We start from the raw sequence: 26,991 nt of genomic DNA on the forward strand, positions 1-26,991 counted from the left end.
TGAGGGGGAGAGCCACCGCGCGGGGTCAGCGGTCGATGTAGGCCATCATTCGCTCGTTGTAGCGGGGGCCGGCGACCTGGCCGGGGCGGACCATCGTGTCAATCGCGGCCAGCGTCTCTGCGTCGAGCTTGACCCCGGCGGCGACGGTGTTCTCCTCGAGGTAGGTGCGCCGCTTGGTGCCGGGGATCGGCACGATGTCCTCCCCCTGGTGCAGCGCCCAGGCGATGGCAAGCTGAGCGGGGGTGAGGCCACGGGCCTGGGCGATCTCGCGCACGGTGTCGGCGATCGCCGTGTTCTGGTCGTAATTCGCCCCCTGCAGACGCGGGTCGTGGTGGCGGAAGTCATCCTGCGGATAGTCCTCGGCGCGCAGGACGCCGCCGGTGAGGAAGCCCCGGCCCAGCGGGCAGAAGCCGACGAGTCCGATGCCGAGTTCGCGCAGTACCGGCAGCACGTCGTCCTCGAGGTTGCGCTCCCAGACGGAGAACTCGCTCTGTACGACGGAAAGGGGGTGGACGGCATGGGCCCGACGGACGGTGTTCGTGCCGGCTTCGCACAGGCCCAGGTAGCGCACCTTGCCCTGCTCCACCAGTTCGGACATCGCCCCGACGACCTCCTCGATGGGGACCGTTGGGTCGACACGGTGCTGGTAGAGCACGTCGATGTAGTCCGTGCCCAGTCGCTTCAGCGAGGCTTCGACGACCTCGACGATGTGTGATGGCCGACTGTCGGCCTCGGCTGTCGTACCGTCCTTGAGCTTCATGGGGAAGCCGAACTTCGTGGCGATCACGGCCTGCTCGCGGCGGTCCTTGAGGGCTTCGCCCAGCAGGACCTCGTTGTCGTAGGGGCCGTACGCCTCGGCCGTGTCGAAGAGGGTGTAGCCCAGCTCCAGCGCCCGGTGCACGGTGGCGATGGACTCGCGGTCATCGGTCGCGCCGTACCACTGGCTCATCCCCATGCAACCGAGGCCCAGTTCGGAGACCTCCAGACCTTGGCTGCCCAGCTTCCTGAACTTCAGCATGCGTCTCTCCTCATTCGCGTGGTCGGTGGGGTGAGGGGCCGACCTGGGCGGGGGAGGCCAGGTCACGCCCCTCACGAACCGGAACTGAAGCACAAACATGTACTGCGATTCAACTGTTTACTTGAGATCAGATTCACATCGACGGTCTGCGAACGGCGTGCCCGGACCAGAACGGGATCGCTGTCCAACTCGCATGTGAACAAGGCGTTACGGCGCGGGGCGCCGGAGATCGCCGTGTGTGCGGTCCGCAGTCAAGCTTTAACGCCACCTTCACGGGTGGACTGGAGAACAACATTGGTGCTGCGTGTATTTTTGAACTGCTCACTCGTCAGGAAGGGCTCGCAGTGGACACAGTTGGCGCGATCGCAATCGTTGGCATGGGTTGCCGCTTCCCCGGCGCGGCAGGGATCGACGCGTTCTGGCGCCTGCTCGAACGCGGCGGCGACGCGGTTACCGCTGTCCCCGGGGACAGGTTCGACGCCGAGGCGCTGTACGCGGGTGAGGACCCCGCACCCGGCCGACTGAGATCGCGGCACGGTGGCTTCCTCGACGACCTGTTCTCTTTTGACGCGGGCTTCTTCGGCATATCGCCGCGCGAGGCCCTCACCATGGACCCGCAGCAACGGCTTCTGCTCCACGTGGTGTGGGAGGCCCTGGAGGACGCCCGCATCCCGCCTTCGTCACTGGCCGGTAGCGCGACCGGTGTCTTCGTCGGTCAGGCCACCGCCGAGTACGCGGACACGCTGGGCTCGACCGGCTCCGGTGACATCCGTGCGCTCGCGGGCAGCGGACTGCGCGCCGTCACCTCGGGGCGGCTCAGTCATGCCCTTGACCTGCGCGGACCGAGCCTGACCCTGGACACGGCATGCTCTTCGTCGCTCGTGGCCGTGCACATGGCCCGCCAGAGCCTGATGGCCGGCGAGTGCGAGCTCGCGGTCGCGGCCGGGGTCAACGTCATCCTCACCCCGCGCGACGCCATCGCGTACTCGCAGGGAGAGATGCTCTCGCCCGACGGCCGCTGCAAGTTCGGGGACGACTCCGCCGACGGGTTCGTACGCAGCGAGGGCGTGGGTGCCGTCCTGCTCAAACGCCTGTCCGACGCGGTCGCGGACGGCGACGCCGTCCACGCGCTCCTGCTGGGCAGTGCAGTCACCAATGACGGCCGCGGCAGCGGACTACTGCTTCAGCCCGCAGTCTCCGGGCAGGTCGAGATGCTCAGAGCCGCGTGGCGCAACGCCGGGATCACCGGGGCGCAGCTGGATTACGTCGAGGCGCATGGCACCGGCACCACGGTGGGCGACACCGTGGAACTGAGCGCTCTGGCCGCGGCGCTGCGCGAGGAAGATCCGGCGGTAGCCGGACGGCCGGTGCTGACCGGCTCCGTGAAGAGCAACATCGGGCACACCGAGGCCGCCGCCGGGATCGCCGGCCTCATCAAGGCCACGCTGATCGCGCGTCACCGTACCGTGCCGGCTTCCCTCCACGTGACCACGCCGCACCCCCTCCTGGCCGACGACGGATTCCCGGTGGAGGTGGTGCGCGGCACCGCTCCGCTGGAGCCCCGGGGCGAGCGAGCCGTGCTGGGCGTCAGTTCCTTCGGGCTCTCCGGCACAAACGCCCATGTGGTGATCGGCGAGTACGTGGCTGCGGTGCCGCAGGATGGGGTGGGCGACCCACACACGGAGGCGGAGCCCTCCGTCGTACGGACGCCGGACGGGGCGGAGCTGCTCGTGCTCACCGCACGTTCGCCTGGATCCCTGCGCCGCCTGGCTCTCCGGTACGCCGCCCACTTCGAACCAGGCGGTGACGGCCGGCCCTATCCGCTGCGCGACCTGTGCCGGGCCGCTGCGGCCGGCCGGGATACGCACCCCTTCCGCCTGTGGGCGGTCGGCGCCACGCACGACGAGCTGGCCCGGACACTGCGCGATCTGGCCGCGGACGAGCCGACACCCGACGGGGGCATCCACGAAGCGGGATTCGCAGGCCCCCGCCGGGTGGCCTTCGTCTTCCCCGGCCAAGGGTCTCAATGGGCTGGCATGGGCAGGGAGTTGATGGGATCTTCGACGGCATTCCGGTCGGCGATCGAGGAGTGCGATGAGGCGGTGAAGGACGAACTCGGCTGGTCAGTGGTGGAGCTGCTGCGCGACGGCGGTGAGATACCGGAAGCCGTAGAGGTGGCACAACCCGCACTGTGGGCGGTGGAGGTGGCTCTGGCCGCACACTGGCGTGCCATGGGCGTGGAACCGGACCTGTGCCTGGGCCACAGCATGGGAGAGGTGGCCGCCGCCTGCGTGGCCGGGGCGCTCTCCGTTCGTGACGCGGCGCGGGTGATCTGCCGCCGCAGCACCCTGATGCAGCGGCTCTCCGGCCGGGGCGCCATGCTCGCCACCGAACTCTCCGCCGATCGGGCACGGGAAATCGCGGCGGCATACGGGGACCGGGTGTGCGTGGCGGTGGAGAATTCCCCCCGCGCGACCGTGCTGGCGGGTGATGTCGCCGCCCTCGCGGAGATCGGCAGGCTCCTGGAGGAGTCGGGCATGTTCAGCCGTCCGGTCAAGGTGGACGTCGCCTCCCATTCCCCGGCGATGGACGAGCTGCGCGAGGAGCTCCCGGCCCGGTTGTACGAGCTGCGGCCCACCATCCCGGACATCGAGCTGTTCTCGACCGTACGGTGCGCCCGCGTTCGGGACGCCGGGCTGGACGGGACCTACTGGATGGACAACCTTCGGCTGCCAGTGCGGTTCGCGGAGTCCGTTCAGCAGGTGTCCAAGTCCGGTGAGGTCGTGTTCATCGAAGTCAGCCCGCACCCTTTGCTCTCCGAAGCGCTGACGGACTGCCAGGAAGCGGCGGGCCTTCCGGTGTCGGTGGTGACGAGCCTCGCCAGACGGCGCAGCGAGCCGACGGCGATCGCGCGCGCTCTGGGTCGTGCCTTCTCGCTGGGAGCCCGGGTCGACTGGCGGCGTTGGTACGGCGTGCTCCCCGCAGGTGTCAACCGGGTGCCGCTGCCGCTGTACGCGTGGGACACCGAGGAATTGCGGGCCCGCACAGGGCCTGGGGCACCTGCGGCAACCGAAGTCGCCGTCAAGGCGCCGAGCGATTACGACCGGCGGATCCGGCTGTCCCGGCTCGGGTCGGCGGCTTACGGGGAAGGGGTGTCCGTGGCAGGGCGCACTGTGGTGCCCCCGGTGCTGTACCTCGGGGCGGTGGCCGAGGCCGTGCGCGACCTCGCCGGCGACGGACGGGTGAGCCTGGAGCACGTCCGGATGCGAGGTGCCGTGTCGCTCCCGGCGGTGGGCGAACCCCACAGCGAACGCGCCGAGGTGCGCATCGCACTGGAGCCGGAGGGGGGCGGGGCCGGGTACCGCTTCTCCGTCGATGTGAACCCGAACCCGGCCGCGGGTGAAGGTTGGGGTGAGGCTGAGGAGCACGGGGTGGACCGTCGGGACGGCAACGTCCGGTGCGTGACCGGCATCGCCCGCCCTGGAGGCCGGCCTGGTGGCGCTGACCTGGACAGTGCGCTGACGCGGTGTGGCGAATACGTGCCGGCCACCGAGTTCTACCGGCGGGCGGAGGGGCGCGGATTCACCGTTTCGCCGGCACTGCGCATGGTGCGGCAGTTGTGGTGCCGGGAGGGGGAGGCAGTTGCGCGCCTTCACACCGGGGGGCGCGGCTCAGGAGCCGGTGGGGCTGCCTTGGAGGCAGGGCTGCTGACCATGCTGGCGTCCTGGCCGCAGTACGGAGTCCCCGAGGATCGAGCCAGGGTGTACTTTCCCGCCTCGTTCGAGAGCGTGTTCTTCGAGGCGGATCCCGCCGGGGAGTTCTGGAGTACGGCAACCTTCTCGCCGGTTCCGGGAGGTGAGGGGGCGCGCGGTGACGTCGTGCTCAGCGGGCCCGACGGCCGCGTACTGGCAGAGTTCCGGGGCATCGCTCTGGTGCGCTGGGAAGCGGTCGGGGGGGCGATCACACCGGAGGACGCCCGAATGGGAGCGGCGGCGAGGGATGATGGGCCGGCCTCACCGGTTCCGGGCGCCGCGCCGCCTACTGCCGGCGCGGGACAGGATGTCTACGCCCGGATCGCGGAAGTGCTGGGCAGCAGTGCCGAGCGGCTGGACCGGAGGAGGTCGCTGGTCGACTTGGGCCTGGATTCCCTCATGGCCCTGCAGCTGCGGCGTATCCTCCAGGTCGAATTCGGCCTGGAGGTCACCGTGGGGCGGCTGCTCGGCGGTGAGAGTGTGGCGGCCCTTGCGGGGGCAGCGACCCGACTACGTTGAACTGCAATGCATAGATGAACTATGGTGCAGGAACTGGGTGGGCGCGGCTTGCCGCCCACGCGGCCGGGGGAGCTCGCCACCCGTCAGCGGGACCAAGTAACACGCCCTTTCGGGCCGCAGGAGGAGAACCCATGACCGTCGAGCCCACACCCGTACAACCACCGGGCAGGCGCGAGCGCAGCAGGCGGCGCGTGCACGAGAACCTGTACACGGCGGCTCTCCAGCTGTTCGCCGAGCAGGGGTATGAACGGACGACCATCGACCACATCACCGAGCGCGCGGATGTGGCCCGAGGCACCTTCTTCAACCACTTTCAGCGCAAGGAGGACCTCGTCACGACGTGGGCCGAGCACCGCCGGAAGAAGCTGGAAAGTGAGATGGGCGCGTCGCTGGTTCTGGAGGACCACGTAACCGTGCAACTGGAGCGGTGCATGGCTACGCTGGCCGCCTTCAACGAGGCGGAGGAGGACCTCACCCGGGTGATGCTCACGGCATGGGTGAAGTCGGGCCAGCCGCTCCTGGAGGAGCCGCACTATGCCGGATACGTGTTCACCCAGGTGATCTCGGCGGCCCAGGTCCGCGGCGAGGTGGCCTCCGACGTGGACCCTGTGGTGGCCGGAAACCTGCTCCGCGACGCCTACCTGGGGCTCCTCTACCGTTGGACCCAGACGGCTGAGGGCAAAGCCCCGCTGCGCGCAGAACTGCGAGCCCTCCTGCGGATCACTCTGACCGGAGTCCTCTCCTACACGCAGCGCGGATAAGCATCGCTCAATCATGCTGCGGCGTTTGCCGGCTCCTTCGAGTTGTGCTCAGCAGGTATACGCCGGCCGACAGAATCGCGGCTTGGTGTCGGGGAATCCTTCGACGATGTCGTGGGAGAACCAGCCGCCCAGCAGTTGCGCCGTCTCCGGGAACCGGGCGTGCCACCCCAGTGCGTCTGCAAGGCTTGAGGCATCTGCAGCCTGAGAGCCCGACAGGGCTTCAAACGGTGCTCCGTCAGAGCACCCGAGGCATGTGCGGCCATTGTCAGCGCTGGGGACTACAGCGGTTGCCAGCATCGCGACAGCGTCGCTTTCGTGGTCGCTGTAGTTCGCCTGGTCGCTGACATCGAACTGGACGCCCGTCACGGTGACAGTGAACCCGGGGATCACGGTGGCCGCCCTGCCCTCCAGTTCGGTGTTGAGGCGGTCGACGTCGGGGGAAGCCAAGAGGGTGTGCTGCCCGATCCGGGTCTGAGCGCGGATGAGGGAGGACATATTTAGGGTCTCCGTCTCGTCGCGTACCGGATGGATGGGCCGGGGACAGGCGACTGGTTCGGACGCCTATGTGCGTCTGTCTCGGGACCGGGCTAGGGCTCGAAGGCGCTGGAGTTCGTCCATCTTCCAAGGGTGGCCCTTCGCCGCGCGCCAGTCGAGTTCCCAGCCGTCCGGTAGCCGCAGGCAACCCCAGCCGTCCGGCCGCCCGTGGGGAATCCAGTCCGGCCTCCGTCGCGGCGCCCGCCACGTCGTAGACCTCGTCATACCGACAGCTGGAGGAAGGTGAGGCACCGCCGGCCACCGGCCCGGCTGTTTGCTACCTCGGGGTGGCGTTGGAGGTGTCCAAGCCCGTTCTTGGCCAGCAGAGCAAGGTCCTCGATCGATCGGGGTACGAGGTGGGCCAGGGATCGACGAGGAGTCGGCGCGCATCACCACTGCGGACGCGGACGACGGGGCCGCGTTGGATGCGCTGTGCCGGCACGTCATCACCCGCCGGGGACGGGCAGGTTGTGCCACCAGTGACCGCATCCGCCGGAGCAGAAGCGTTCGCGGCGCCGTTCGTCCGCGACCGCGAGTACCGCGACCAGCAGCCGGAACGCCTTGCGGCGTTCATCGACAGGAGTGAGGCCGGCGATCTTCCCCAGTTGCTGGTCGATCGAGCCGCGGGTGATCAGAACCGCAGGCGTGTACGTCGGGCGCAGCCCGGCACGCCGGATACGCTCCGGTCCGTTTCGGTGACGGCGCGGGCCTGCACGCAGTGATGGCGCAGGAACAGGAGCACTTCGGCCTGCTCCTCCGGGCCGCGGGTGTCGAACCACTCGATGCCCTGTGACATCGGGCGCAGGCCTTGGGCGAGTTCGTCGAGGATGATGTCTCGCTCGGTCATGATCAGCTCCCGCAGTCCAGCGAGACGAAGGCCTCAGCGGTCTCATCGACGAAAGCGCAGAGATGCTTCACGGCCCGCCGGCAGTACTGCGGTTCGAGGGCCGCCACGGCCCGGACTTCGAGCCATCGGTCCCAGGGACCGTCCGGGGCAAGGAACCGTGTCGTGTACTCGAAGCCCAGAATCTCATCGAGGTACAGGAGCGCCCCAAGGACGACTGCCTGGTCGTAGTCGAGGTCGGGACGCGACAAGTGGTGATCAAGGTAGGCGCTGAGTAGTTCGGCATCCGCTGCAGTGCCGAACTTCGCAAGGGCGACGCAGTATGCCGCGCCCGCGTACGGCCCCTCGCTGGCCAGTAGGAGCCGGCCTATGAGGTCGCGGAACTCGGTCCTGTGGGCCACAGCAACTAGCCAGGCGGCAGTCTTGCGCTCGCGCCAGCCACCCTCGAAGAGGATGCCCAGCTCTGCGGGAGTGATCTCGTAGGCAGCCTGAGCCAGATCCCGCACGAACGCAGAACGCTCGATCGGATCCAGCCGCAGAAGGCCCCCGCCCAACCGAAGGTATCGGCGATCAGGCGTGACGAACCGCCGAACCAGATCCTGCAACTCGGGATCACTCTGGACATGACGCATAGCCGCATCCTGGCGCGGGACGGTACGCATGCGCCACACGTTTGCCGACTGCCTCAACGGACCGCAATTACTGGTTCAGAGAAGTCACCAGACCAAAACTGATCGCACCGGACGAAATAGGGCGCATCGACGTATCCCCTCACGAACGGCTCTCAATCCAGCCTCGCACCGTCCCGACCCTCTACGCCGCCCCAGGAGGGCCGGCCGGGCGCAGACCCGAAGCCCGGCAGCCCGCGCCGTGGCCGGCCGGCCACGCACGCCTGTGACGGCCAAGGCCCATCGCGCCCGCCGGCTTCGACGCGGCCACCGCGCTGCGCGACGCACTCGGGCTCGCTGACGCGGAGGCATTCGCCCTCAGTCAGCAGAACTGCGCCAGTGGGCTCGGGGCCGTCGAGGTAGTGGCCCGGCTCCTGGCCGACGGCGACCCGGCCGACCGGGCTCTGCTCGTCATCGGTGACAAGCCGTACTCGCCGCTGATCCAGAAGGTGCCGAACACGGCCCTCATGGGAGAGGGCGCCGCGGCGTGCCTGATCGCTGCGGCAGGTTCGGGCGACCCCGTCCTTTCCCACGTCAGCCACACCTTGGGGGAATACGCGCGCCTGATCTCGCTGCCCCCGGAGGAAGCGGCGCTGTACGGCAAGGCATACGCGCCGGTGCTCGCCGACGTGATCCGCAGGGCGGTGCGGGAGGCCGGACTCGCCCTGGAGGACATCGACCTGGTCATCCCGCACAACGTCAACATGCTGGCCTGGCGCAACACCATCGGCGAGCTGGGCATCCCGGCGGACCGTGTGTTCCTGGAGAACATCGCACGCTACAGCCACTGCTTCGCCGCCGACCCGTTCGTCAACTACGCGACGCTCCGCGCCGCGGGACGCCTCGTCGCCGGCCGGCACTACCTGATGGCCGGGGTCGGTGCCGGAGCGACATTCACTGCCCTTGCCTTGACCCACCGGGGAGGTGCGAGGTGACAGCCACCGAGCGGAGCCGGACCAGCCTGCCCACCTGCCCGACGAACCTGGAGAGTACGATGACGGCGCCCGTCACGACACTGGAGGCCGTGGAGTCCTTCACACCTGAGCGGATCGTGCCCATCAGCCAGCTGGCCGACAGGCTCGGCCTGCGCCGGACCAAGCTCCGGCTCTTCGAACGCGTCCACGGGCTCAAGGAGATCCGCTTCGACCAGGAACTCGACCTGTTCGACGTAGTGCTGCCGGCGGCGCGACGCATCACGGCCGACCCGCTGGTGCGGGAACGGATCAGGTACATCGTCTACGCGCACACCACCCAGGCGGTGGCGCCGGCGCACATCAGCCCCGCCCAGGAGATCAAGGACCGCCTCGGGCTGGCCGATGCCGAGGCATTCGCCCTCAGTCAGCAGAACTGTGCCAGCGGTATGGCCGCGGTGGACACCGCCGCGGAACTGCTCAGGGCGGAGGGCCGACCGGGCGACCACGCCCTGGTGATCACCGGCGAACAGGCGTTCTCGCCTCAGATCCAGCTCATCCCCGACGTCGCCATCATGGGCGACGCCGGAGCGGCCTGCCTCGTGACGCTCGACGGCGGCGGAGACCGGGTGCGCTCGTACGCCACCCGTACCCTGGGTGAGTTCTCGGCGGCCATGCTCCTCGACGAGGAGAAGTCGCTGGAGGTCAGCAAGTTCTACGCGCCGGTGCTCGCCGAGGTCGTACGGGAAGCGGTGGCTCAGGCGGGGATGACCCTCCCCGATATCGACCTGATCATCCCGCACAACGTCAACCTCCAGTCCTGGCGCCAGACCATCGGCGAACTGGGCATCGACCGCTCCCAGGTCTTCCTCGACAACGTCGAGCGCTACAGCCACTGCTTCGCCTCGGACGTGTTTCGCAACTACACCACGCTGCGCGACGCCGGCCGCCTGACAGCAGGGCGCAACTACCTGTTCGCCACGGTCGGTCTCGGCGCCACCTTCGCCGCCATGGTGATCACCCATCAGCACACCGACCCGACCGGGGGCACGGCATGACCAACGCCGACGAGTTCCGGGTACAGGCTCTGCCCGTCTCCGAGATCGCCGCGGAGTTCGGCACGCCGCTGTACCTCTACGACACCGACGTGCTGCGGGACGTCTACCAAGGGCTGCGCACCCGCATGCACCCCGGAGTCGACATCTTCCTGTCCCTCAAGGCCAATCCCAACATCAGCGTCATCGGTTTCCTGGGCACCCTCGGGGCGGGAGCCGAGGTCTCCTCGCTGGCCGAGCTGGAAACGGCCCGTCGCGCCGGGATCGCCCCGCGGGACACGATCTTCCTCGGGCCGGGCAAGACCCGCGCCGAACTGGAAGCGTGCGTGGCCGCCGATCTCCACGCCGTCGTCTGCGAGTCGCTGGAGGAACTCGAAGCACTCGACGACCTGGCCGTCGCGTCCGGGCGCGAGCGGCTGCCGGTGATGCTGCGCATCAATCCCGGCTTCCGCACCAAGGGATCCGGGCTGGCCATGGGTGGCAAGCCCCGTCAGTTCGGCATCGACGAGGCGGAGGTGCGGGCGGCGCAGCGGTTGCTGAAGGGGCTGCGCCGGGTGCACGTCATGGGCGTGCACGCCTACATGGGCACCCGCTTCCTCAACCACGAAGACCTGGTCCACAACACCCGGCAGATCCTGGCGATGGCCGAGTCGTTGTCCGAGGAGACCGGTATCGAGCTCAGGACCGTCGACTTCGGCGGGGGCTTCGGCGTTCCGTACTTCGACAACGAGACCGAGCTGGACCTCCCCTCACTGACCGAGGGGATCAACGAGGCCGTCACGGAGTTCCTCGACCGGCACCCCGAGTGCCGCCTCATCAACGAGCTCGGCCGCTATCTCACCGCTCCGTGCGGCACGTACGTCACCCGGGCGCTGTTCGTGAAGGAGTCGATGGGCGAACAGTTCGTCGTCGCAGACGGCGGCACCAACCACCACATGGCCGCGGTGGGGGTCGGCAGCTTCGTCAAGCGCAACTTCCCCATCCGCTCGCTGACCCGGTACGCCGAGGAGCCCGTCGGCACCTACACGGTCACCGGCCCGCTGTGCACGCCCAACGATGTGATCGGCAAGCGGGTGGCGCTCCCTCCCGTCACCGCCGGCGACCTCATCGGCGTCGAACTCTCCGGCGCGTACGGCCCCTCCGCCTCCCCGGGGCTCTTCCTGAGCCACGGGTTCCCCGCAGAGGTCATGGTCCACGACGGCAGGGCTCGCCTGGTGCGGAGCCGGGACACCGTCGAGGACCTCCTCGGCAAGCAACGACTCATCGCTTTCTGATCACCCCCACAAGGAGCACGACCATGGACAACAGCACGATCGTGGCGCAGGTCGAGACCGCGCTCGGCGAAGTACTGGAGCGCGAGGTCACCGGTCTGACCGAGGACGTCCGTCTCTTCGAGGACTTGCACCTGGACTCCACCTCCGTGATGGAGATGCTGATGGAGCTGGAGGACAGCATGAAGATCGTCATCGATCCCGAGAACCTCGACATGGACGACTTCCAGTCCATCGGCACCCTCACCGAGTACCTGCGCCGGATCAGCCCCGAGCCGCAGGACGCGGGTGAATGACATGACGACCGTAGCCGCATCATCCGTCGTACGGGCGCCGGACGGCCGTGCCTTCCATGAGGACCAGGCCATCCTCGGCTTCTATCGCGATCTGGTCGAGCCGTTCGGCTCGACCGTGGACGAGCAGTTGCTGCGCGACGGCCGCAATGTGTTCCACAAGGACCTCGTCGACCGGCTGGTGGGCGGCGAGGACATCGACGTCGCCGCCGACCTGGTCATCGTCACCCACGCGCTGCCCGACGTGCACCCCTTCACCGCGGTCGCCTCGCACCTCAACATGCTGCTCGGAGGAGGTGCGCAGAGCTTCAGCATCAGCGAACAGGGGTTGGCCGCTCCGTTCACCGCGCTGCGGATCATCTCCGCCTACCAGCGCGGGGGCCGGTCCGAGCGCGCGGTGCTCGCGGTGCTGGAGCAGACCACTCTGCCCACTCCGCACCCCCTGGTGGACTCCGGCGACCTGGTGGACTCCGGCGCGCTGCTCGTATTCGAGGGCGGCCAAGGTTTGCAGAACTACGGGACGCGAGTCTGCGGCTGGCCGCATGGCTCCACTCCGAGGGTGTTTCCCGGGGACGACGGCTCGTCATCTCTCTGCCGCCCAGCCCACTGGTGCCCGCACTCGTCTTCGCGGCCTCGCGCGTCGGCGCCGTCTACACGGTGCTCCACGAGCAGGTCGTCGGAGCACCGCTGGAGCATGTCCTCGGCGACTGTGAACCCACCCTGGTCGTGGCCGACGGCGCGTCCGTGCTGGACACCGTCCGCGCCCTGGGCATCAACGCAGTCACCGCACCCCAGGTACAGGCACGGGCGTTCCCCGTCCCGGCCACACCGGCGCACTCAGCACAGATGCTGCCCGCACCCCTCGCCGTCGACCCGCTGTCCCTGATCTACACCTCGGGCACGACCTCGGCACCCAAGGCCGTGGTGAGCACGCACCAACAGGCCGTTTTCGCCGCCCAGGCCATCCAGCAAGTCCTGGACTACCGCGCCGACGACGTCGTCTACTGTCCGCTGCCCCTGTCCTTCGACTACGGGCTCTACCAACTGTTCCTCGGCGCGCTCAGCGGATCCCACATCGTGCTGGGCAGTGCCGCCGAAGCCGGGCCGGCGCTGCTGCGCAACCTCCTGGAGAGCCGCGCGACCGTACTGCCGGCCGTACCCTCGGTCGCCGAATCACTGGCCTGGCTGCTCAAGCGTGCCTCGCGGCGACCCGCCCTGCGCCTCGTCACCAACACCGGTGCGGCCCTGTCCACCGAGACGCTCAACGCCCTGCGCGCGGAGATCCCGGAGCTGAAGGGGCAGGTGATGTTCGGACTGACCGAGTGCAAACGCGCCACCATCATGCCCCCGGACGGTGACCTGCTCCGGCCCGGATCATGCGGCCTGCCGCTGCCCGGCACCGAGGTCTTCACCGTCGACGAAGAGGGCAACAGACTGCCGGCCGGTGAGATCGGCGAGATCACGGTCCGCGGTCCGAACGTCATGGCCGGCTACTGGCGGCGTCCCGAACTAAACCAGCAGAAGTTCCCGCTCCGCGACGGTCTCTTCCCCGAACTGCGGACCGGCGACTACGGCCGGCTGGACGAAGACGGCTACCTGTACTTCTCCGGTCGTCGCGACGACCTCTACAAGGAGCGAGGTTTCCGGGTCAGTGCCACCGAGGTGGAGGCCGCGGCTCACCGGATCCCGGAGGTCGTCTCCGCCGCCGTCCTCCCGCCGTCCGGGAAGAAGGCGGCGCTGCTTGCCGTGGTCACCGACCTGGAACCCCAGGCCGTCCTCGAACGGATGCAGGAGCAGATCGAGGAGTACAAGATTCCACGCCGCTGCGTGGTCCTTGAGACCCTTCCCCTGAGCCGCAATGGGAAGGTGGATCGCAAAGCACTGGCGGCCCTCCTCGAAGACCGGGCCCGCTCGTCCACCACCGTGCGCTGAGACTCCGGGCGCTGACTGTACGGCTGGGTCATGAGGGCTACGGCGTGAGATTCCGCCGGCGGCGACTTCGTCGCCGCCGGCGGTGTTCTGCTCGGAGGCGCCTGTCCGGAGGGACGGTGGAAGTCCACGCCGGCTTCCCGTCCCGCAGCCCCCGCTCCAGGCCGAGCACGAGGGCCACAGCCTCTTCGGCGTTCTCGACCCCGCCGATCACGGCGAAGGGACTGCGTCGGCGAACCTTGAACCGCCCGTTGGCGTGGTTGAGCGGCGGCGACCTCCAGCAGCGAGACGATGCTCGGACAGGAGCGCCCGGGCGAGCCGATCTGGTGTACCGCGTGCCTCCACTGCCAGCAGGGCAGGAGCGACCGCCAAAATGCCTCGACGGCGTCAGCCGTCAGACCAGGCCCGGTGAGCGCGGATGTTGCTGACCCCCCGGCGGACCCGGGCCGGGGTGAGCCGGTCGGAGGTGGCGGGTTTCTCCCAGGGCCGGCTGAGCGGGTGGCCCGGTCCTACGGGACCACGGCACGTGCCGACGGCCGCCGGCCGGTTCAGCGACTCCCACGGACGCCTGCCGTGAGCCACTTGGGTGTGTGCGGTTGATTGTGTCCGGCCTTTGAGGGATCAGCATGTTAGAGATGTAAGAAATCGTCGGAAAACAGGAGGTATGTAGTGATGCGTGTTCATCTTCTCCGCATGGCGGCTGTCGTCGGTGCCGCCGCATTCATGACCCTCGGCGGCGCCGCCGTGGCAAGCGCCGACGGGGGTGTCGGCAATTCCGGTATCGGTAACTCCGGCGTAGGCAATGCCGGTATCGGCAACTGGGGTGTGGGCAACGCCGGCATCGCCAACTCCGGGATCGGTAGCGCTGGAATCGGCAACGCCGGAGTCGGCAGCGCGGGTATCGGCAACTAAGGCGACTCCCTGGGCGCTGTTCCGCAGGTAGGCGCCGGTTGAAGGACTACCGCGCCGCGCCGGCGAGGGCCTGCGGCACGCCTGCGTGGTGTGCCCCCGGGCCGCCGTCTCCAAGCGCGGACCGGGGCGCCCGTGCTCGTCCCGATTCCTCAGGAGGGGCCGACCGGTGCCCCCACTGCCCTCTCCGGGGTGGTACCCGTCTCTTCGGGTTTCCGGCACCCTCGCCACCCCGGGCGCCGTCGGCTACCCCGACTCGGCGTCCGGTGATGTCGCTGCGGCACCGCCAGCACCATCGGCGCCTGCGCCAACGTGGTCGTCCTCGGAATCGCCGAACGCAACCGCCGACCCGTCGCCTTGCGGCAGTGCACCAAACGGCCTCATCGTCACGATCGTGACCACGGCCCTCGCGGCCCTCTACCTCTGGGTACGCTGCTTGCAGTACTAGGGCGTGTTTTAGGAGGCGCGGGCGGCCAGCCATTTGGTGAGGTCGCCCGCGATGTGGTCGGTGCTGGTTTCGACGACGACATCGTGTTCGTGGCGGGTGGTGTCGCGGCGGACGATCTCGTATCCGCCGTTGTCCAGGACGGCGACGGAGGCGAACCAGACGGGTTCGTCTTGGTCGGGCTGGATGACGACGAAGGTGTTGTCCGTGTCGTTGAGGTCGTTGATCAGCATGAACAGGGCTTCCTGCGACGGGTTGTCGACGTGGTCGCCGTTCTCGCTGTCGGCGCAGTAGTACTCGGCGGCCACAGGCCCTCCCCGGTTGCGTGCGATGTCGAATGCCGTGGTCAGCATGGCAGGCCGTGTGGCCGGGCCGCTGGCTCACAGCCACTGGTGAATCGCGGCGATTTGCATGGTGGCCTCGAATCGGCAGGCGAGCTTGTCATATGGTGCAGCGGATCCCGCGTCTGCGCAGGTAAGCACGGTTGGCGCGCGAGGAGTACGCCTTGTCACCACGCACCCGCAGCGGCTTGCTCCTGGGACTCCCACCGCCCACCTTGGGCACGCGGATCGCTTCGAGGACCGGCTCGAACTGCGGGCTGTCACCCCGTCGACCGGCCGTGACCAGCAACGACAACGGCTTCTGCCCCTGCTCGCAGGCCAGATGGATCTTCGTGGTGAACCCGCCCCGCGAACGGCCCAGCCCGTGATCGTCCGGCTCACTGCCCACGCCGCCGGGCGGTTCCTTCTGCCCGGCCCCGTCCCGGCGGGCACCAGCCGCGTGCTGATGGGCCCGGCAGACCGTGGAGTCGACGTTCGCCTCCCACGTGATCAGTCCGGCCGCATCCGCCCTCGCCTGCGACAAGGTCAGGATCCGGGCCCACACACCCTCGCGCTGCCAGCGGCGAAAGAGCCCGTACACGGTCTGCCAGGGCCCGTACTCACACGGCAGATCCCGCCACGCACACCGGTCCGCACCCGCCACCGCACACCGTTGATCAACCGCCGCCGGTTCCGCGACCTACGGCCCACACCCGCCGCAGGCAACAACGACTCCAACATCGACCACTGCTCGTCAGAAAGATCCCCACGCCCCACACCGTGATCATCACGGCGCGAGACGTGGAACGGAACCCCGATCTAAAACACGGCCTAGGAGCGTGCTCGGCGCCGTAGAGGCGGGTTTCGGTGACGGTCTGGGTGTCCGGAGTGCCCCAGGTCTCTTCCTGGCCGAAGACGAACTCGCCGCCATGCCGGGGCAGGCGGCCCATCATGTGGGGCTGCCGGGGTGGGGCGGTCCTGCGCAGAGGTCATCGGGTGTCTGCGCCAACCCTGCCGGGCAGAGGTAGCCGTTCGACTGGGCCCAGAGCCGTATCGCCGGTATCCAGACTGCGATCACGCATACGGTGCCAGTCGTTCGCCACGGCTTCCTCCGGCTCATCGCCAGGTGTTGGTGTCTACGATCTCGGCGGACTCCAAGTCGATGCGGCCGTGGAAATCCCCTGCGTTGCGCGTGACTATGATCAGAAGCGGCCTCCCGTCCTGCGGGAAGGCATCGTAGAAACCGTGCACGTCGTCTGGGTTCGGCAGCAGGCCTCGCGGCGGGTGCAGCCGGAAACGCTCTGTGCCGTCGGCCTCGTAGACCACCGCGTTGTCAGACGGAGTGAAAGGTGCGCCGTTGAGTGCTTCCACCACCAGCACTAGGGCTTCGTCCTGCTCCCGCCACGCCATGACGGCCTGCGGCGGAAGCTCGTACGACTTCTCGACATTTCCGGCGGGGCCGCTCCATCGGACCGCACGCAGCAGGGACACGGCGATGGGCTTTCGCCACTTACCGTGATGGTGGTGATACTGCACCGACGATCACCCCGTCGTCAACAGATGGTGCGGTCGCGTAAATCATCGGTGACATCCCTTGTGGGGGCGCCACCTCACAGCGCTAGAGTCGAGCCGTCCGATCACCTGCAGCCAGGAGTTCCGTTGTGAGAGACGGCTATGTTGCGCAACCAGTCGACACCGTCGCCCGCATCGGTCAACTGGCCGAGCAACTCGGTAGGCAGGTCAGTGAGTTCATCGATGTTTGGAAGCTGTCGCTGAGCACTGGAGTCTCCGAAGAGCACATCCAGGACCTGCTCGCCGGCCGCCCGATCGCCGAGTTCCCGCAGGACTGGATCGACGCGGTACCCGAAGAGGCGCGTGACGACCAGGTGCGCAAGTTGCGTGTACGCGACCGGCTGCAGAGGCTGAGGGCCAGCAGGCGCAAGGGGTCTCCCTGGCAGCGGCACAACTTCGCCGATCTCGACGAGATCGCCGCCTCCGACCGACTGGCCCCCGAGGCCCTCGCGTACCTGATCGAGTCCGTCCGGGAACGGGTCGGCGACCTGCTTCCCTTCGAGGAGATCGCCACCGGAACGGGCCTGAAACGCCAGACGCTGCACAAGCTTTTCGCACAGAAAGCCCCGGACCAGGTACTGATGCCGGCGCTTCTCACCGCGGACAAGATCTGCGCCTTCTTCGGGGTGCCCGAGGGGTACCTCAGCCGGTCCCCCGAGGACGCACTTCACGAGGTCTTGAAGCCGATCCTGAGCGCTCTGGAACGTGAAGCCAAAGCCAAGGCCGAAGCGAATCCTCCCCCGGAGGAGGCGCCCGTTCTGGTCTCCGCGCGGTGGCGCAAGGACCCCTCTGCGCCGGACTTCGACGATCTGACCGAGGCTCAGAAAGACTTGACCCTCGACTTCATGTCCATGCTCGTAAAGCGCGCCAGGGCCAGACAGCGGGGCGAGCAGACGTAGCGGAGCGGGGGCTGCCGAGGGCCGGCAGACCTACGCAGGCGACCAGGGCGGGAACCGAAAAGTGCGTGCCGATCGGCAAATGAAGGCGTTCATCAAACAGCTGGAAGGGCGACTGGCCGAGCTGTCTGTCCCGGCAGACCCGGAAGACTTCTTCAAGATGGTCGAGGAGGAGCTCTCAGGGTTACGGGGCCGGCCGTGCAGCATCATGCTGGTTCCGTTCCCCCGTGAACTCGGGGCCAGCGGTCTCTGGCTGGACCTGGAGACGTCGGACGTGATCGCCATTGAGGCGAACACGAGGTTCTCCCACCAGATGGTCATTTTCGGGCATGAGCTCGGGCATCTCCTGGCCGGGGACTGCGGCCAACACGGAAGCCCGTCAGCAGCCGACTTCCTCGCGCACGTCCTGGGGGACTCCGAGCCGATTCGGACCGCCGCGAGGACCGACTTCGCGGAAGCCGAAGAGCGCGAAGCGGAGAAGTGCGGTCACCGCTTCAAGCGGGCTTTCGGGCGATTCGCCGATGGGGATCCCTCCCGGGGCGAGATGGGACAGGTCGGTCATCGAATCAATGCGACCCTCGGACGTCGATTTTGATTGCCACTCTGATGAGCGGCACCGACTACTACATACCCGCCGCAGCGCTCGCGCCGGCGTTCGTGGTCAAGCTCCCGAATCTGTCGCGTGGTTGCGGGACCCGATGGTCCTCGCCGTCTCCTCGCTGATCCTCGCCGGGGCCGCAAGCTTCGTCTTCGCCGCACCCCCGACGGTCGAGGCCGTCAACCGCTTGGCGGGCATCCAGAACGTCGCGACACCGGTGGACTACGCGGCCGTGACCGTCTTCTCCTGCGCGAGCATCGTGCTGATCATCACCTGGCGCGGCGGTGCCGTCGCCGAGCGGCGCTCCATCCGCACCTACGTGGCCGGATACGCCGCCGTCATCGCCACTCTGATCATTCTCTTCGCGCTCGGTGACGCCCCCGTCGAGCGCCTTCGCGACTTCGACACCTACTACGCGAACACGCCGTACGTCCGAAAGATGATCGCGCTCTACCTCGTGGGCCACATGGTCGCCGCGGCGATCCTCTGCACCATGTGCCGGAAACGGGCCAGCGAGGTACGCGGCCGGCTGAGGGCCGGCCTTGTCGTCCTCCTGGCCGGCTTCACCCTCAACTGGCTGTTCGTCTGCGTGAAGCTCACCGGCGTCGCTGCACGTCTCCTCCGCGCCCTGTCGACGCCGCCATTTCCCCGACAGGCCCCCGCCCCAGAGAGCAGCCATTGATGACCCCCATACCTGACACTGCCGCCGTCCCCGATCGCATACCGAGGAATCCCAGCACGGCCGCGACCGGAAGAACATCGGCATGAGCACGACGGCCGCACTCACCTACTACTCGGCTCCCTCCCTTTTGCTCCTCGCCGCGATATCCAGGCTCTGGGCACTGCGTCGCGACTGGCACGACCGACTGCTGCGGGCCGTCTGTGCCCTGCTCTTCGTGGGCTCGATGGTCCTGCTCTCGGCAGCGCCTCCGACGGCCGCCGCCGTCAACGCGATCACCGACGTCCCCAACGTGGCCGCCCCGCTCGTGTTCTGCATCCTCACCGCGTTCAGTGGAAGCTGCATTCTGCTCGTCATCCACTGGCGCGGCGGCGAGGAGGGCACCACGCGCCGAGCCACACGTGTGTGCATGGTCTCGTTCGGCGCGGCCATCGTCGCCACCTGGATTCTGTTCGCGCTCTCGGACGCCCCTGTCGAGCGTCTTCGGGACTTCGACACCTACTATGCGACCACGCCCTTCGTACGCGAGATGATCCTGCTGTACCTGCTCACGCACACTGTCGCGTCGGTCCTGATGACCGTGCTCTGTGTCCGCTGGGGCCGGGAGGTCCACGGGGCCCTGCGGTGGGGACTGGTACTCCTGGCCATCGGCTTTGTGACCAACCTGGCCTACGACGTCCTGAAGTTCGTGGCGATCTTCGGCGTGTGGACCGGAAAGCCCTGGGAATGGCTCAGCACGGACCTCGCACCGATGGTGGCCGGCGCAAGCGCGGTATTGGTGGGCGCGGGCTTCGTGATCCCCCCTGTGGGCCATCGCATCGGAGATCAGTGGCAAGTCCTGAGCCGATACCGGCGACTGGAGCCGCTGTGGCGGGAGATGGTGCGCGCGGCCACGCCCTCGCACTACGTCCTCAGTAACCGGTGGGCCGCGCCGTCCCTGCGCCTCACCGTCCGCGAGAGCTTCATCGACGACGGCATTCTGCACATCAGCCCCGACTTGGACCCGAGGGTCCAACGCCAGGCGTACGACGACGCGATCCGCGCAGGTCGAAGCCCCCAGCAGGCCAAGGCCGTCGCCGCCGCGCACATGGTGGTCGCGGCCGCCGACGCCTGCGCAGCTCGCTGCGCGGAGCCCCGCGCCACCCCCGGCCCCGGCCGCGTCACCGAGGACCTCATCTGGGCCGTAGCGAATGTCCACTCACCCCTGATCGACGACGCCCTGCGCCGGGCGGCGATGCCAGAGAGCAGCTCCTGATGACCCCCAGCCCCGTCACCGCCACCACCGCCGTCGTCCTGGGCGGGAGTCTCGCCGGCATGCTGGCCGCGGCCGCTCTCGTCGACCACATGGACCACGTCGTCATCGTCGAGCGCGACATCCTCCCGGCCGAGCCGGCACCGCGCCGCGGGCTGCCCCAGGGCCGCCACGGCCACATGCTGTGGTCCGGCGGCGCCCAGGCCATCGAGGCGCTGCTCCCGGGCATCACGAACCGCTGGGCGGCTGCCGGCGCGCACACCATTCCGGTGCCCCAAAACATGGTCGGGCTCTCCCCCCGGGGCTGGTACCGGCGCTGGACCAAATGGCCCCCGAGCCACTTCGTCATCGGGTGCAGTCGCGACCGACTCGACTTCGACGTCCGCCAGGCGCTCACGGCCGTCCCCCGGCACCAGGGAAAGCTCCTCATCCTCGACGGGGCCGAACCCCTGGCCCTGACCGGCAGCGCCCAGCGCGTCACCGGCGTGAAGATCCGAACCGCAGGCGGCACGCACCAGACCATCGACGCCGACCTGGTCATCGACACGACCGGCCGCGCCACACGAACCCCGCAGTGGCTCGCTGCCCTCGGGGTCGCCGAGATCGAGACCAGCGAAGTCGACTCCGGCCTGACCTACGCCTCCAGGGACTACCAGGTGCCGCCAGGCGCCGAACGCAACTTCCCGATCATCAACGTCCAGGCCGACCCCGCGGCCGGCGGCCCCGGACAGGCCGGCACGATCTTCCCCATGGAAGGAGGCCGCTGGCGCGTCAGCCTCTCCGGCACCCGCGACGGTCGACCCACCAACGACAACGCCACTTTCGAGGACTTCGCCCGTGGCCTGCGCCACCCTCTGATCGCCGACTTCCTCGCAGACGCCGTACCCGTCACCGACGTGCACATCACACACAGCACCAGCAACTTCCGCCACCACTTCGAGAAGGCCAAGCTACCGGCCGGCTTCCTCGCTCTCGGAGACGCCCTCGCCGCCTTCAACCCCGTCTACGGGCACGGCATGACCGCCGCAGCCCTCGGCGCGCTCACCCTGGGCAACACCCTTGCAAAGACCGGCAGCCCCGTCGATCGCCGAGCGACCCAGCGCGCCCAGCGCGCCATATCCCGCGTCGCGGACGCAGCCTGGCTCCTCGCGACCGGAAGCGACATCTGGTACCCCGGCTCCCGCAGCAAGGCCCCCCACCTCGTCGACAGGATGACGAACGCGTACATCCGCCGGTTGATCCTCACAGCCTGCGGCAGCCTCACCGTCACCACAGCACTCACCGACGTCATGTCGATGGAGAAGACCGCCGCGCGGCTTGCTCACCCGACGGTCCTGTGGGCGGCATTGCTGGGGCCGCAGATGCGTGCCCTTGAAGGCCCGATACTCACCGACCGTGAGAGGGGCCTTCTACCGGAACGGGAGGGGTCTCCCTCGCAGCCACCCAGCAGAACTACGCCGCGCATGTGAAGCCACCAGATGGGTCCACGGCGAGCGGGCGGGGGAGGCGAATGGTCGAACCACAAGAATGTTCTTCACCGTGGCCACGTAGCCCAGTGGTCAAGCGACAGGTCCGACTTGTGGACGACATCGGCCTAGAGGACGGTCGGGCAAGGGTCGGCGCGAGGACGGCGGCCGGGTGCGGTCGTCGGCCGACAATGGCGAAAGCCACCGCGAACATGACAGGCGCCCGGTGCGATGGCTTAGGGTACGGGCGCTCGGACAGACGAACGGTGGGGAACGGCGTGGAGCAGATTTTGGCCCTGGTCGGCGGGCTGGCATGGACGGTCGTGTACGTCCAGGCGATACGGGTGGGGCTGCGGGACCGAACGTACGCGATACCCGTCGGGGCCCTCGCGCTGAACTTCGCGTGGGAAGCGACTTACTCCGTCCAGGGGTTCACCGGATCTGCGGACACGGCCCAGGTCGTCATGAACATGGTGTGGGCCGTCGCCGACGTCGTCATTGTGTACACGTACCTGCGCTACGGGCGCGCCGAGTTGCCCGACTTCGTCACCCGACCGCTGTTCGCCGTGTGGAGCGGGCTCGTCTTCGCGAGCGCCTTCGTCGTGCAGTGGCTTTTCATCGCCGAGTTCGGTCCGCAAGACGGGGGCCACTACTCGGCGTTCCTGCAAAACCTGCTGATGTCCGCTCTCTTCATCGCCCTCTACGCGAGCCGACGTGGCCCGCTCGGCCAGTCCCTCGTCATCGCGGTCGCCAAGTGGATCGGCACGCTCGCCGCGGCCTTCCTCTTCGGGGTCGTGGAGTATTCCCCGCTCGTCCTCGGGCTGGGGATACTGTGCTCCGTCTTCGACCTTGCGTACATCGCGCTGCTGGTCAAGAATCCGGCGGGCGGTGGCGGGGCGCCGTCACTCAGGTGGTGGAAGGGCCAGCGGTCACAGCCTCCGCCAACTGAGGGCCAAGGGCCTCAGGCCCCTGCCGGCCGGCCTCAGTTTTGTGATCAAGGAGGGCCCGGGAGCGGTGAGCGGGCCCACTGACAAAGACGGCCGAGAGGTCACGCCGACGCTTCCACCGCCCACGCAGCTACCTTCACCCGCGGACCAGCAGCCTCGACCACTACCACCGTCTGCTGACCGCCCTGTTACGCCGCCGCGGAGCCGTCACCAGCACACTTCTGGCCCAACTCCTGAACGTCAGCCGCACCGACCTTCCCAACCGGTTCCGGGACGGCCACCGCCTCCTGGACCTGCACCGCATCGTCGTCGCTCCGCAACCCGGAGCACCGGCCCGCACCCTCGCGCAACTACGAGCCCGCCTACCGTCACACGGCGACACCTGCACAGTTCAACTCTCCCTGTTCAGGACACATGGCTTGATTGCATGGTTCTCCAGTTCTATGGAATGCATGCCTTCACGGCAGTTCAGGAGTGGGGCATCGGGAAGGTGTTGACGGCGGTTTCGGGGAGGTCCGAGGCAGTCCAGCCGAGGTGGGTGCCGGCTCGCCTGAGGCGGTGGGCGCCCAGGGCGGGGTAGGCGGCCGGGGCGGCGCCCACCGTGCCCGGGACGACGGTGCGCACGGCGTGCATGCCCACGGCCGCGGCCTCGGGGGCGGTGATGTCCACGGTGATGACCTCGTACCCGCGCGCACGGACCCGGTCGAGCAGGCCGCCGCCGGCCGCGTCGAGGCGCGGTACGTCGCTCCAGCGGCCGGGCGGGAGGTCCCAGGTCCACGGCGCGACCCGGTCGGCTGCCCTGCGGTCCAGATACAGCTGCTGCTGGCACAACTGCTCGACGACGTCCGACGCGTCGTCCCGGTAGGAGTCGAGGTAGCGGCGGTCGGCGCGCCAGGGTTTGAGCGGGGAAGGCCGGCCCGGGGTCCGGACGGCCACCGCGCAGTTGTCCAGGGTGCGGCAGGTCAGCTGCAGGGTGTACGCCTCGGCCAGGGCCTTGGCCGCGGCCTCGACCGGGTCGGAGCGCACGGCGAACCCGTACGTCAGCCAGCCCTCTTCGCGGCTGCGCACTCCGGCGGCGAGTACCGGGGCGCCGAATTCGTTCTCCAGGTACGTCAGGCGGACGTCGAAGCCGCGGGAGGCGCCACCGATCAGGTCGCGCAGGTACGCGGTCGGCTCCAGGGCCGCGAGCGGCCGGGCGTGGGCCCACCACACGGCGGCCGCGTCGCGTTCGACCACCTCCTCCAGCCCGGCGCGCAGCGCGTGTCCGGGGGTGGGCCCCGCGGCGGTGCCGCCCAGGGCGGGGAAGGCGTACAGCGGCTCCGGCCCTTCGTGCGGCATCCGCCGCCAGGCCGTGTACACGAGGAAGGCGGGCACGTGGACGGGCTCGTCGCGGTCGGCGAAGCGGCCTTCGATCCAGTGGGCGGGGGAATCCGGCAGGAAGGGGCGGAACGGGAAGCCGGGGGTCGCGTACTGGCGGGGCGAGTACAGGACGAGCCGGCGGGGGTCCAGCGCGGGGACGCCCCGGCGGGTCAGCTCCGCGTGGCTCGCGTAGCGGACCCGCTCCGGGGCGGGCGGTACGGAGAGGCAGAACCGTTCGACGGCTTCGCCCTCGGCGGAGCGGCGGGCCTGTTCGGGGCCGGTCCAGGAGGTGCCGAACGCCTGCCTGTCGGCCTGCCACGGGCGGTCCGGGCCGGGGTCGGCGAGGTCACTGACGGCCAGGTGGAGGGCGGGCGGGGTACCGGCGGGGCCGGTGAGGACCCGCGTACGGGTGACCACGGCCGGGTGCGGGCCGGAGCCCGGCGCCGGACAGCGGTCGCCGTCCGGGCCGGGCTCCTGCGTACGGGTGGGTGTCATCGGCTCACACGTACGCGGCGACACAGTTGTCGACGACGACGAACTCCTCGGCGTCGACGTAGGCGGCCACGCAGTTGTTGACGACGAACTCCTCGGTGTCGACGTAGGCGGCGACGCAGTTGTCGACGATGAACTGCTCGTTCATGAGGTTCATGACGCGTTCCCTTCGGTTGGGGTTCCTCGTCCGGGTCCGGAGGAGGCGGATGGGAGCGGCGGTGTGCCGCTCCCGTCCCGTACGGGGCTCGGGCGGCCCGTACGGAAGTCTTTGTCGCGGGCGGTGACCAGTGCGCAGCCGACGCCGGCCGTGGTGGCGAGGACCGCGCACAGGGTCCACAGTGTGGTGGCGCCCCACTGGTCGAGGACCCAACCCCCGCCCGCGGGGGCCACGAACGCGGCGGTCGACCAGGCGCCGCCGTACATTCCCTGGTAGCGGCCGCGCCGGTCGGCGGGGGCGCGGTCGGCCGTGACGGCGATGCCGGCGGGTGCCTGCAGGATTTCGCCGAGGGTCCAGATGAGGACCGTGCAGGTGAAGGCCGCGACGCTGTCCGCGAGCATCGTCAGGCCGAAGCCCCAGCCGAGGAGCAGGCCGGCGGCGAGCAGGACCATGGGGCGCGAGCGTCCGCTCACCAGCCGGGTCAGGGGGATCTGCAGGGCGACGACCATCAGCCCGTTCGCGGCGCTGACCAGACTGTAGACCTCGGGGGAGTGGCCCTCGCGGGTCATGACGACGGGGAGGGTGGAGGACCCCTGTTTGAAGACCACGGCGAAGAGGGCGGTCATCAGGACGAAGAGCATGAAGGAGCCGTCGCGGTGGACCGGCCCGGACGGAGGCACCGCCGGAGGCCCGTGCTTCGGCCCGGCGGGCGCTGCGGACCGTGCCGTCGCGGCGGGGCGGGTTTCGGGGACCTTCGCCAGCACCAGGATCCCGCAGAGCAGCGTCGCTGCGCCGTCGGCCAGGAAGATCAGTGCGTAGCCGTGGGTCACCATGAGCCCGGCCAGCACCGCCGCGATCGCGCCGCCCGCGTTCAGCGCCCAGTAGTTCAGGGCGAAGGCCCGCTGTCGGTCCTCGGGCGGAACGAGGTCGGTGAGGGAGGCCTGCATCGCCGGCCGGACCGCGGTGGCGCCGAGCCCCATGGCCAGGGCGGACGCGGCCACGGCCCACGGCTCGCCGCTCACGCCGAGCAGGGCCATGCTCGCCGCCGTCCAGAGGTGGGCGGCGAACATGGTCGTACGGCGCCCGATCCGGTCGGCGAGCGCTCCGCCCAGGAACGTGCCGGCGATCCCGCCGAGTCCGACGAGGGACATGACGAGCCCCGCGTACGAGGCCGAGTAGCCTCGCCCGGCGGTGAGCGACAGGGCCAGCATGGGGCCGGCGAACCCGCCGATCCAGTTGACCAGGATGCTCAGCCAGATCCACCAGAACGCCGCCGGCAGCCCGCGTACGGCCGCCGGGGCCCTCAGGCGCGCCCCCGCCGGGCGGCTCACCGGCTGCCGGCCGGGTCGGCGGCCGACCCGCCGTACGGGAGGTACGGCAGGCTGAACTCCGGCCGGGCCGGTGCTCCGTCGTCGACCTGTCCGGCCAGCCGCTCCAGGAGGCCGGGCTCGCGGACGGTCGCGGCCAGGACCTCGCGCAGGCCCTCGTACCAGCCCCGCGCGTGGTCCGCGGTGGCGAACCTCGGCAGGTCTTGGCGTACGAGGGAGTGGTTGCGGGCCAGGTGGACGAGCAGGCGCCGCAGCAGGTCCCCGGCGGAGGGCAGCCGGGTGCCGAGGGTCAGGTGGAGCGAGGGGCGCCCCTCGACCGCCTTGACGGTGTGCCACCAGCCGCGCGGCAGGTAGAGCACGTCGCCGTCGGCGAGTTCCCCGGACCAGCCGGCGGAGCCGTCGGCCGGCGGGGCCGGGGTACTGAGGACTCCCACGGGGTGGTCCTCGGTCGGCGGGTGGATGTCCCAGTGCTTGGCGCCCTCGGCCTGGAGGATGAACACGTCGTGGTCGTCCCAGTGCGTGTGGAAGCCCTGTTCGGCCCCGCCCAGGTTCACGTAGAGGTTGGCCTGCACGAGGGAGCGCACGGATCCCTCGACGGCGGTGGCCAGGGCCCGCAGCGGGGCGTGGAGTTCCTCGATGCCGTCGATGACGAGGGTGGTGCCGGCGCCGAGCACCTCCTGCAGCCGCTCCGGGTGGATCCGCGCGGGGCGTCCGCGCGGGGACAGCTGGGGAACGGGCTCGGCGCAGGAGGCCAGGGGCACCCCGTCGGCGGACCGCACGAGGTGGATGCGGGAGGCGTCGGTGCGGGCCGCCGCGAGGACCTCGTTGAGCTGGGGCCAGCCGAAGAGGCCGCGGAAGCGGCCTTCCCGCCCCCGGACGACGACGGGGCGGGACCCCAGCCGGTGCTGGAGGAACTCCGGCTCGGGGAGCGGGGACAGCAGGCCGGCGAGCCCGTCGGCGGGGGCGCAGTCGGGTGCGCCCGCCTGGAGAATTTCCACGGCTGCTCCGGGTTCCTC

25 protein-coding genes and 3 pseudogenes are annotated in these 26,991 nt (G+C 69.3%); 14 read left to right on the forward strand and 14 right to left on the reverse strand.

Annotated features, from left to right (window positions below):
• Positions 1 to 25 precede the first annotated feature (25 nt).
• The gene (locus ABZ934_RS30680; protein WP_361319350.1) at positions 26 to 1,018 is read right to left on the reverse strand and encodes an aldo/keto reductase; all 993 of its coding nucleotides are present in this window, start codon (positions 1,016 to 1,018) and stop codon (positions 26 to 28) included.
• Between the two features lie 344 nt (positions 1,019 to 1,362).
• Here ABZ934_RS30680 and ABZ934_RS30685 point away from each other — a divergent pair, with 344 nt between their 5' ends.
• A complete protein-coding gene (locus ABZ934_RS30685) occupies positions 1,363 to 5,289 on the forward strand; it encodes a beta-ketoacyl synthase N-terminal-like domain-containing protein (protein WP_361319352.1) in 3,927 nt (1,308 codons plus the stop codon).
• A gap of 131 nt (positions 5,290 to 5,420) precedes the next feature.
• On the forward strand, positions 5,421 to 6,050 hold the full coding sequence (locus ABZ934_RS30690) for a TetR/AcrR family transcriptional regulator (protein ID WP_240801821.1): 630 nt from the start codon (positions 5,421 to 5,423) through the stop codon (positions 6,048 to 6,050).
• 48 nt (positions 6,051 to 6,098) lie between these two features.
• Here the strand turns inward: ABZ934_RS30690 and ABZ934_RS30695 are convergent, their stop codons facing one another.
• The 3 genes and pseudogenes from ABZ934_RS30695 to ABZ934_RS30705 all read right to left on the reverse strand — a co-directional run bounded on the left by ABZ934_RS30695 (position 6,099) and on the right by ABZ934_RS30705 (position 8,060).
• Positions 6,099 to 6,545 (reverse strand): hypothetical protein, encoded by a 447-nt coding sequence (locus ABZ934_RS30695; RefSeq protein WP_361319354.1) that lies wholly within the window; start codon positions 6,543 to 6,545, stop codon positions 6,099 to 6,101.
• Positions 6,546 to 7,030: 485 nt separating this feature from the next.
• Positions 7,031 to 7,431: pseudogene (locus ABZ934_RS30700) on the reverse strand (DUF5958 family protein).
• A gap of 2 nt (positions 7,432 to 7,433) precedes the next feature.
• Positions 7,434 to 8,060, reverse strand: a complete 627-nt coding sequence (locus tag ABZ934_RS30705; RefSeq protein WP_361319356.1) for a DUF6000 family protein — start codon at positions 8,058 to 8,060, stop codon at positions 7,434 to 7,436.
• Between the two features lie 398 nt (positions 8,061 to 8,458).
• On the opposite strand from ABZ934_RS30705, the gene ABZ934_RS30710 reads away from it, so the two are divergent.
• The 4 genes from ABZ934_RS30710 to ABZ934_RS30725 are packed head-to-tail and all read left to right on the forward strand — an operon-like array spanning position 8,459 to position 11,629.
• Positions 8,459 to 9,031 (forward strand): 3-oxoacyl-[acyl-carrier-protein] synthase III C-terminal domain-containing protein, encoded by a 573-nt coding sequence (locus ABZ934_RS30710; RefSeq protein WP_361319358.1) that lies wholly within the window; start codon positions 8,459 to 8,461, stop codon positions 9,029 to 9,031.
• Positions 9,032 to 9,090: 59 nt separating this feature from the next.
• Positions 9,091 to 10,065 (forward strand): ketoacyl-ACP synthase III family protein, encoded by a 975-nt coding sequence (locus tag ABZ934_RS30715; RefSeq protein WP_361319400.1) that lies wholly within the window; start codon positions 9,091 to 9,093, stop codon positions 10,063 to 10,065.
• Entirely contained in the window at positions 10,062 to 11,336 is a 1,275-nt protein-coding gene (locus ABZ934_RS30720; RefSeq protein WP_361319360.1) for a type III PLP-dependent enzyme, read from the forward strand. The genes ABZ934_RS30715 and ABZ934_RS30720 overlap by 4 nt, the downstream gene beginning before the upstream one ends.
• 23 nt (positions 11,337 to 11,359) lie before the next feature.
• Positions 11,360 to 11,629: a phosphopantetheine-binding protein gene (locus ABZ934_RS30725; protein WP_361319362.1), complete on the forward strand. Its 270-nt coding sequence runs from the start codon at positions 11,360 to 11,362 to the stop codon at positions 11,627 to 11,629.
• A 19-nt stretch (positions 11,630 to 11,648) separates the two neighbouring features.
• On the opposite strand, the gene ABZ934_RS30730 is transcribed toward ABZ934_RS30725, so the two are convergent.
• Complete coding sequence (locus tag ABZ934_RS30730) at positions 11,649 to 12,128, reverse strand: hypothetical protein (protein ID WP_361319364.1); 480 nt, start codon at positions 12,126 to 12,128, stop codon at positions 11,649 to 11,651.
• A gap of 32 nt (positions 12,129 to 12,160) precedes the next feature.
• On the opposite strand from ABZ934_RS30730, the gene ABZ934_RS30735 reads away from it, so the two are divergent.
• Together ABZ934_RS30735 and ABZ934_RS30740 are read left to right on the forward strand one after the other, a co-directional pair.
• Complete coding sequence (locus ABZ934_RS30735; protein ID WP_361319402.1) at positions 12,161 to 13,558, forward strand: AMP-binding protein; 1,398 nt, start codon at positions 12,161 to 12,163, stop codon at positions 13,556 to 13,558.
• Between the two features lie 690 nt (positions 13,559 to 14,248).
• Positions 14,249 to 14,467: a hypothetical protein gene (locus ABZ934_RS30740; protein ID WP_361319366.1), complete on the forward strand. Its 219-nt coding sequence runs from the start codon at positions 14,249 to 14,251 to the stop codon at positions 14,465 to 14,467.
• Positions 14,468 to 14,920: 453 nt separating this feature from the next.
• On the opposite strand, the gene ABZ934_RS30745 is transcribed toward ABZ934_RS30740, so the two are convergent.
• The 5 genes and pseudogenes from ABZ934_RS30745 to ABZ934_RS30765 all read right to left on the reverse strand — a co-directional run bounded on the left by ABZ934_RS30745 (position 14,921) and on the right by ABZ934_RS30765 (position 16,765).
• Positions 14,921 to 15,262: a hypothetical protein gene (locus ABZ934_RS30745; protein ID WP_361319368.1), complete on the reverse strand. Its 342-nt coding sequence runs from the start codon at positions 15,260 to 15,262 to the stop codon at positions 14,921 to 14,923.
• An 88-nt stretch (positions 15,263 to 15,350) separates the two neighbouring features.
• A complete protein-coding gene (locus ABZ934_RS30750) occupies positions 15,351 to 15,830 on the reverse strand; it encodes an IS5 family transposase (protein WP_361319404.1) in 480 nt (159 codons plus the stop codon).
• Positions 15,831 to 15,839: 9 nt separating this feature from the next.
• A pseudogene (locus ABZ934_RS30755) lies at positions 15,840 to 15,970 on the reverse strand (transposase); the annotation flags it as partial.
• A gap of 107 nt (positions 15,971 to 16,077) precedes the next feature.
• A pseudogene (locus tag ABZ934_RS30760) lies at positions 16,078 to 16,266 on the reverse strand (transposase); the annotation flags it as partial.
• Positions 16,267 to 16,345: 79 nt separating this feature from the next.
• Positions 16,346 to 16,765, reverse strand: coding sequence for a hypothetical protein (locus tag ABZ934_RS30765; protein ID WP_361319370.1), 420 nt, complete (start codon positions 16,763 to 16,765; stop codon positions 16,346 to 16,348).
• 125 nt (positions 16,766 to 16,890) lie between these two features.
• Between ABZ934_RS30765 and ABZ934_RS30770 the strand changes: the two genes are divergently transcribed.
• From ABZ934_RS30770 to ABZ934_RS30795, 6 genes are all read left to right on the forward strand, one after another.
• Complete coding sequence (locus ABZ934_RS30770; RefSeq protein WP_361319372.1) at positions 16,891 to 17,700, forward strand: hypothetical protein; 810 nt, start codon at positions 16,891 to 16,893, stop codon at positions 17,698 to 17,700.
• A 79-nt stretch (positions 17,701 to 17,779) separates the two neighbouring features.
• The gene (locus ABZ934_RS30775) at positions 17,780 to 18,292 is read left to right on the forward strand and encodes a hypothetical protein (protein WP_361319374.1); all 513 of its coding nucleotides are present in this window, start codon (positions 17,780 to 17,782) and stop codon (positions 18,290 to 18,292) included.
• A gap of 91 nt (positions 18,293 to 18,383) precedes the next feature.
• Complete coding sequence (locus ABZ934_RS30780) at positions 18,384 to 18,977, forward strand: hypothetical protein (protein WP_361319376.1); 594 nt, start codon at positions 18,384 to 18,386, stop codon at positions 18,975 to 18,977.
• Between the two features lie 82 nt (positions 18,978 to 19,059).
• Positions 19,060 to 20,229 carry an MAB_1171c family putative transporter gene (locus ABZ934_RS30785; RefSeq protein ID WP_361319378.1) on the forward strand — a complete coding sequence of 390 codons (1,170 nt, stop codon included), beginning with the start codon at positions 19,060 to 19,062 and terminating at the stop codon, positions 20,227 to 20,229.
• Positions 20,229 to 21,695 (forward strand): pyridine nucleotide-disulfide oxidoreductase, encoded by a 1,467-nt coding sequence (locus ABZ934_RS30790; protein ID WP_361319380.1) that lies wholly within the window; start codon positions 20,229 to 20,231, stop codon positions 21,693 to 21,695. Before ABZ934_RS30785 ends, ABZ934_RS30790 begins: the two co-directional genes overlap by 1 nt.
• Before the next feature lie 275 nt (positions 21,696 to 21,970).
• Positions 21,971 to 22,723, forward strand: a complete 753-nt coding sequence (locus ABZ934_RS30795; RefSeq protein ID WP_361319382.1) for a hypothetical protein — start codon at positions 21,971 to 21,973, stop codon at positions 22,721 to 22,723.
• Between the two features lie 384 nt (positions 22,724 to 23,107).
• Here ABZ934_RS30795 and ABZ934_RS30800 read toward each other — a convergent pair whose 3' ends face one another.
• The 4 genes from ABZ934_RS30800 to ABZ934_RS30815 are packed head-to-tail and all read right to left on the reverse strand — an operon-like array spanning position 23,108 to position 26,973.
• Positions 23,108 to 24,493: a YcaO-like family protein gene (locus tag ABZ934_RS30800; protein WP_361319384.1), complete on the reverse strand. Its 1,386-nt coding sequence runs from the start codon at positions 24,491 to 24,493 to the stop codon at positions 23,108 to 23,110.
• Positions 24,494 to 24,497: 4 nt separating this feature from the next.
• Positions 24,498 to 24,647 (reverse strand): hypothetical protein, encoded by a 150-nt coding sequence (locus ABZ934_RS30805; protein ID WP_361319386.1) that lies wholly within the window; start codon positions 24,645 to 24,647, stop codon positions 24,498 to 24,500.
• On the reverse strand, positions 24,644 to 25,978 hold the full coding sequence (locus tag ABZ934_RS30810; protein WP_361319388.1) for an MFS transporter: 1,335 nt from the start codon (positions 25,976 to 25,978) through the stop codon (positions 24,644 to 24,646). Before ABZ934_RS30810 ends, ABZ934_RS30805 begins: the two co-directional genes overlap by 4 nt.
• Positions 25,975 to 26,973: a cupin domain-containing protein gene (locus tag ABZ934_RS30815; RefSeq protein WP_361319390.1), complete on the reverse strand. Its 999-nt coding sequence runs from the start codon at positions 26,971 to 26,973 to the stop codon at positions 25,975 to 25,977. Before ABZ934_RS30815 ends, ABZ934_RS30810 begins: the two co-directional genes overlap by 4 nt.
• Positions 26,974 to 26,991: the final 18 nt, after the last annotated feature.

This window comes from Streptomyces sp. NPDC046557, assembly GCF_040645975.1.
In the GTDB taxonomy this organism is placed as follows: Bacteria; Actinomycetota; Actinomycetes; order Streptomycetales; family Streptomycetaceae; genus Streptomyces.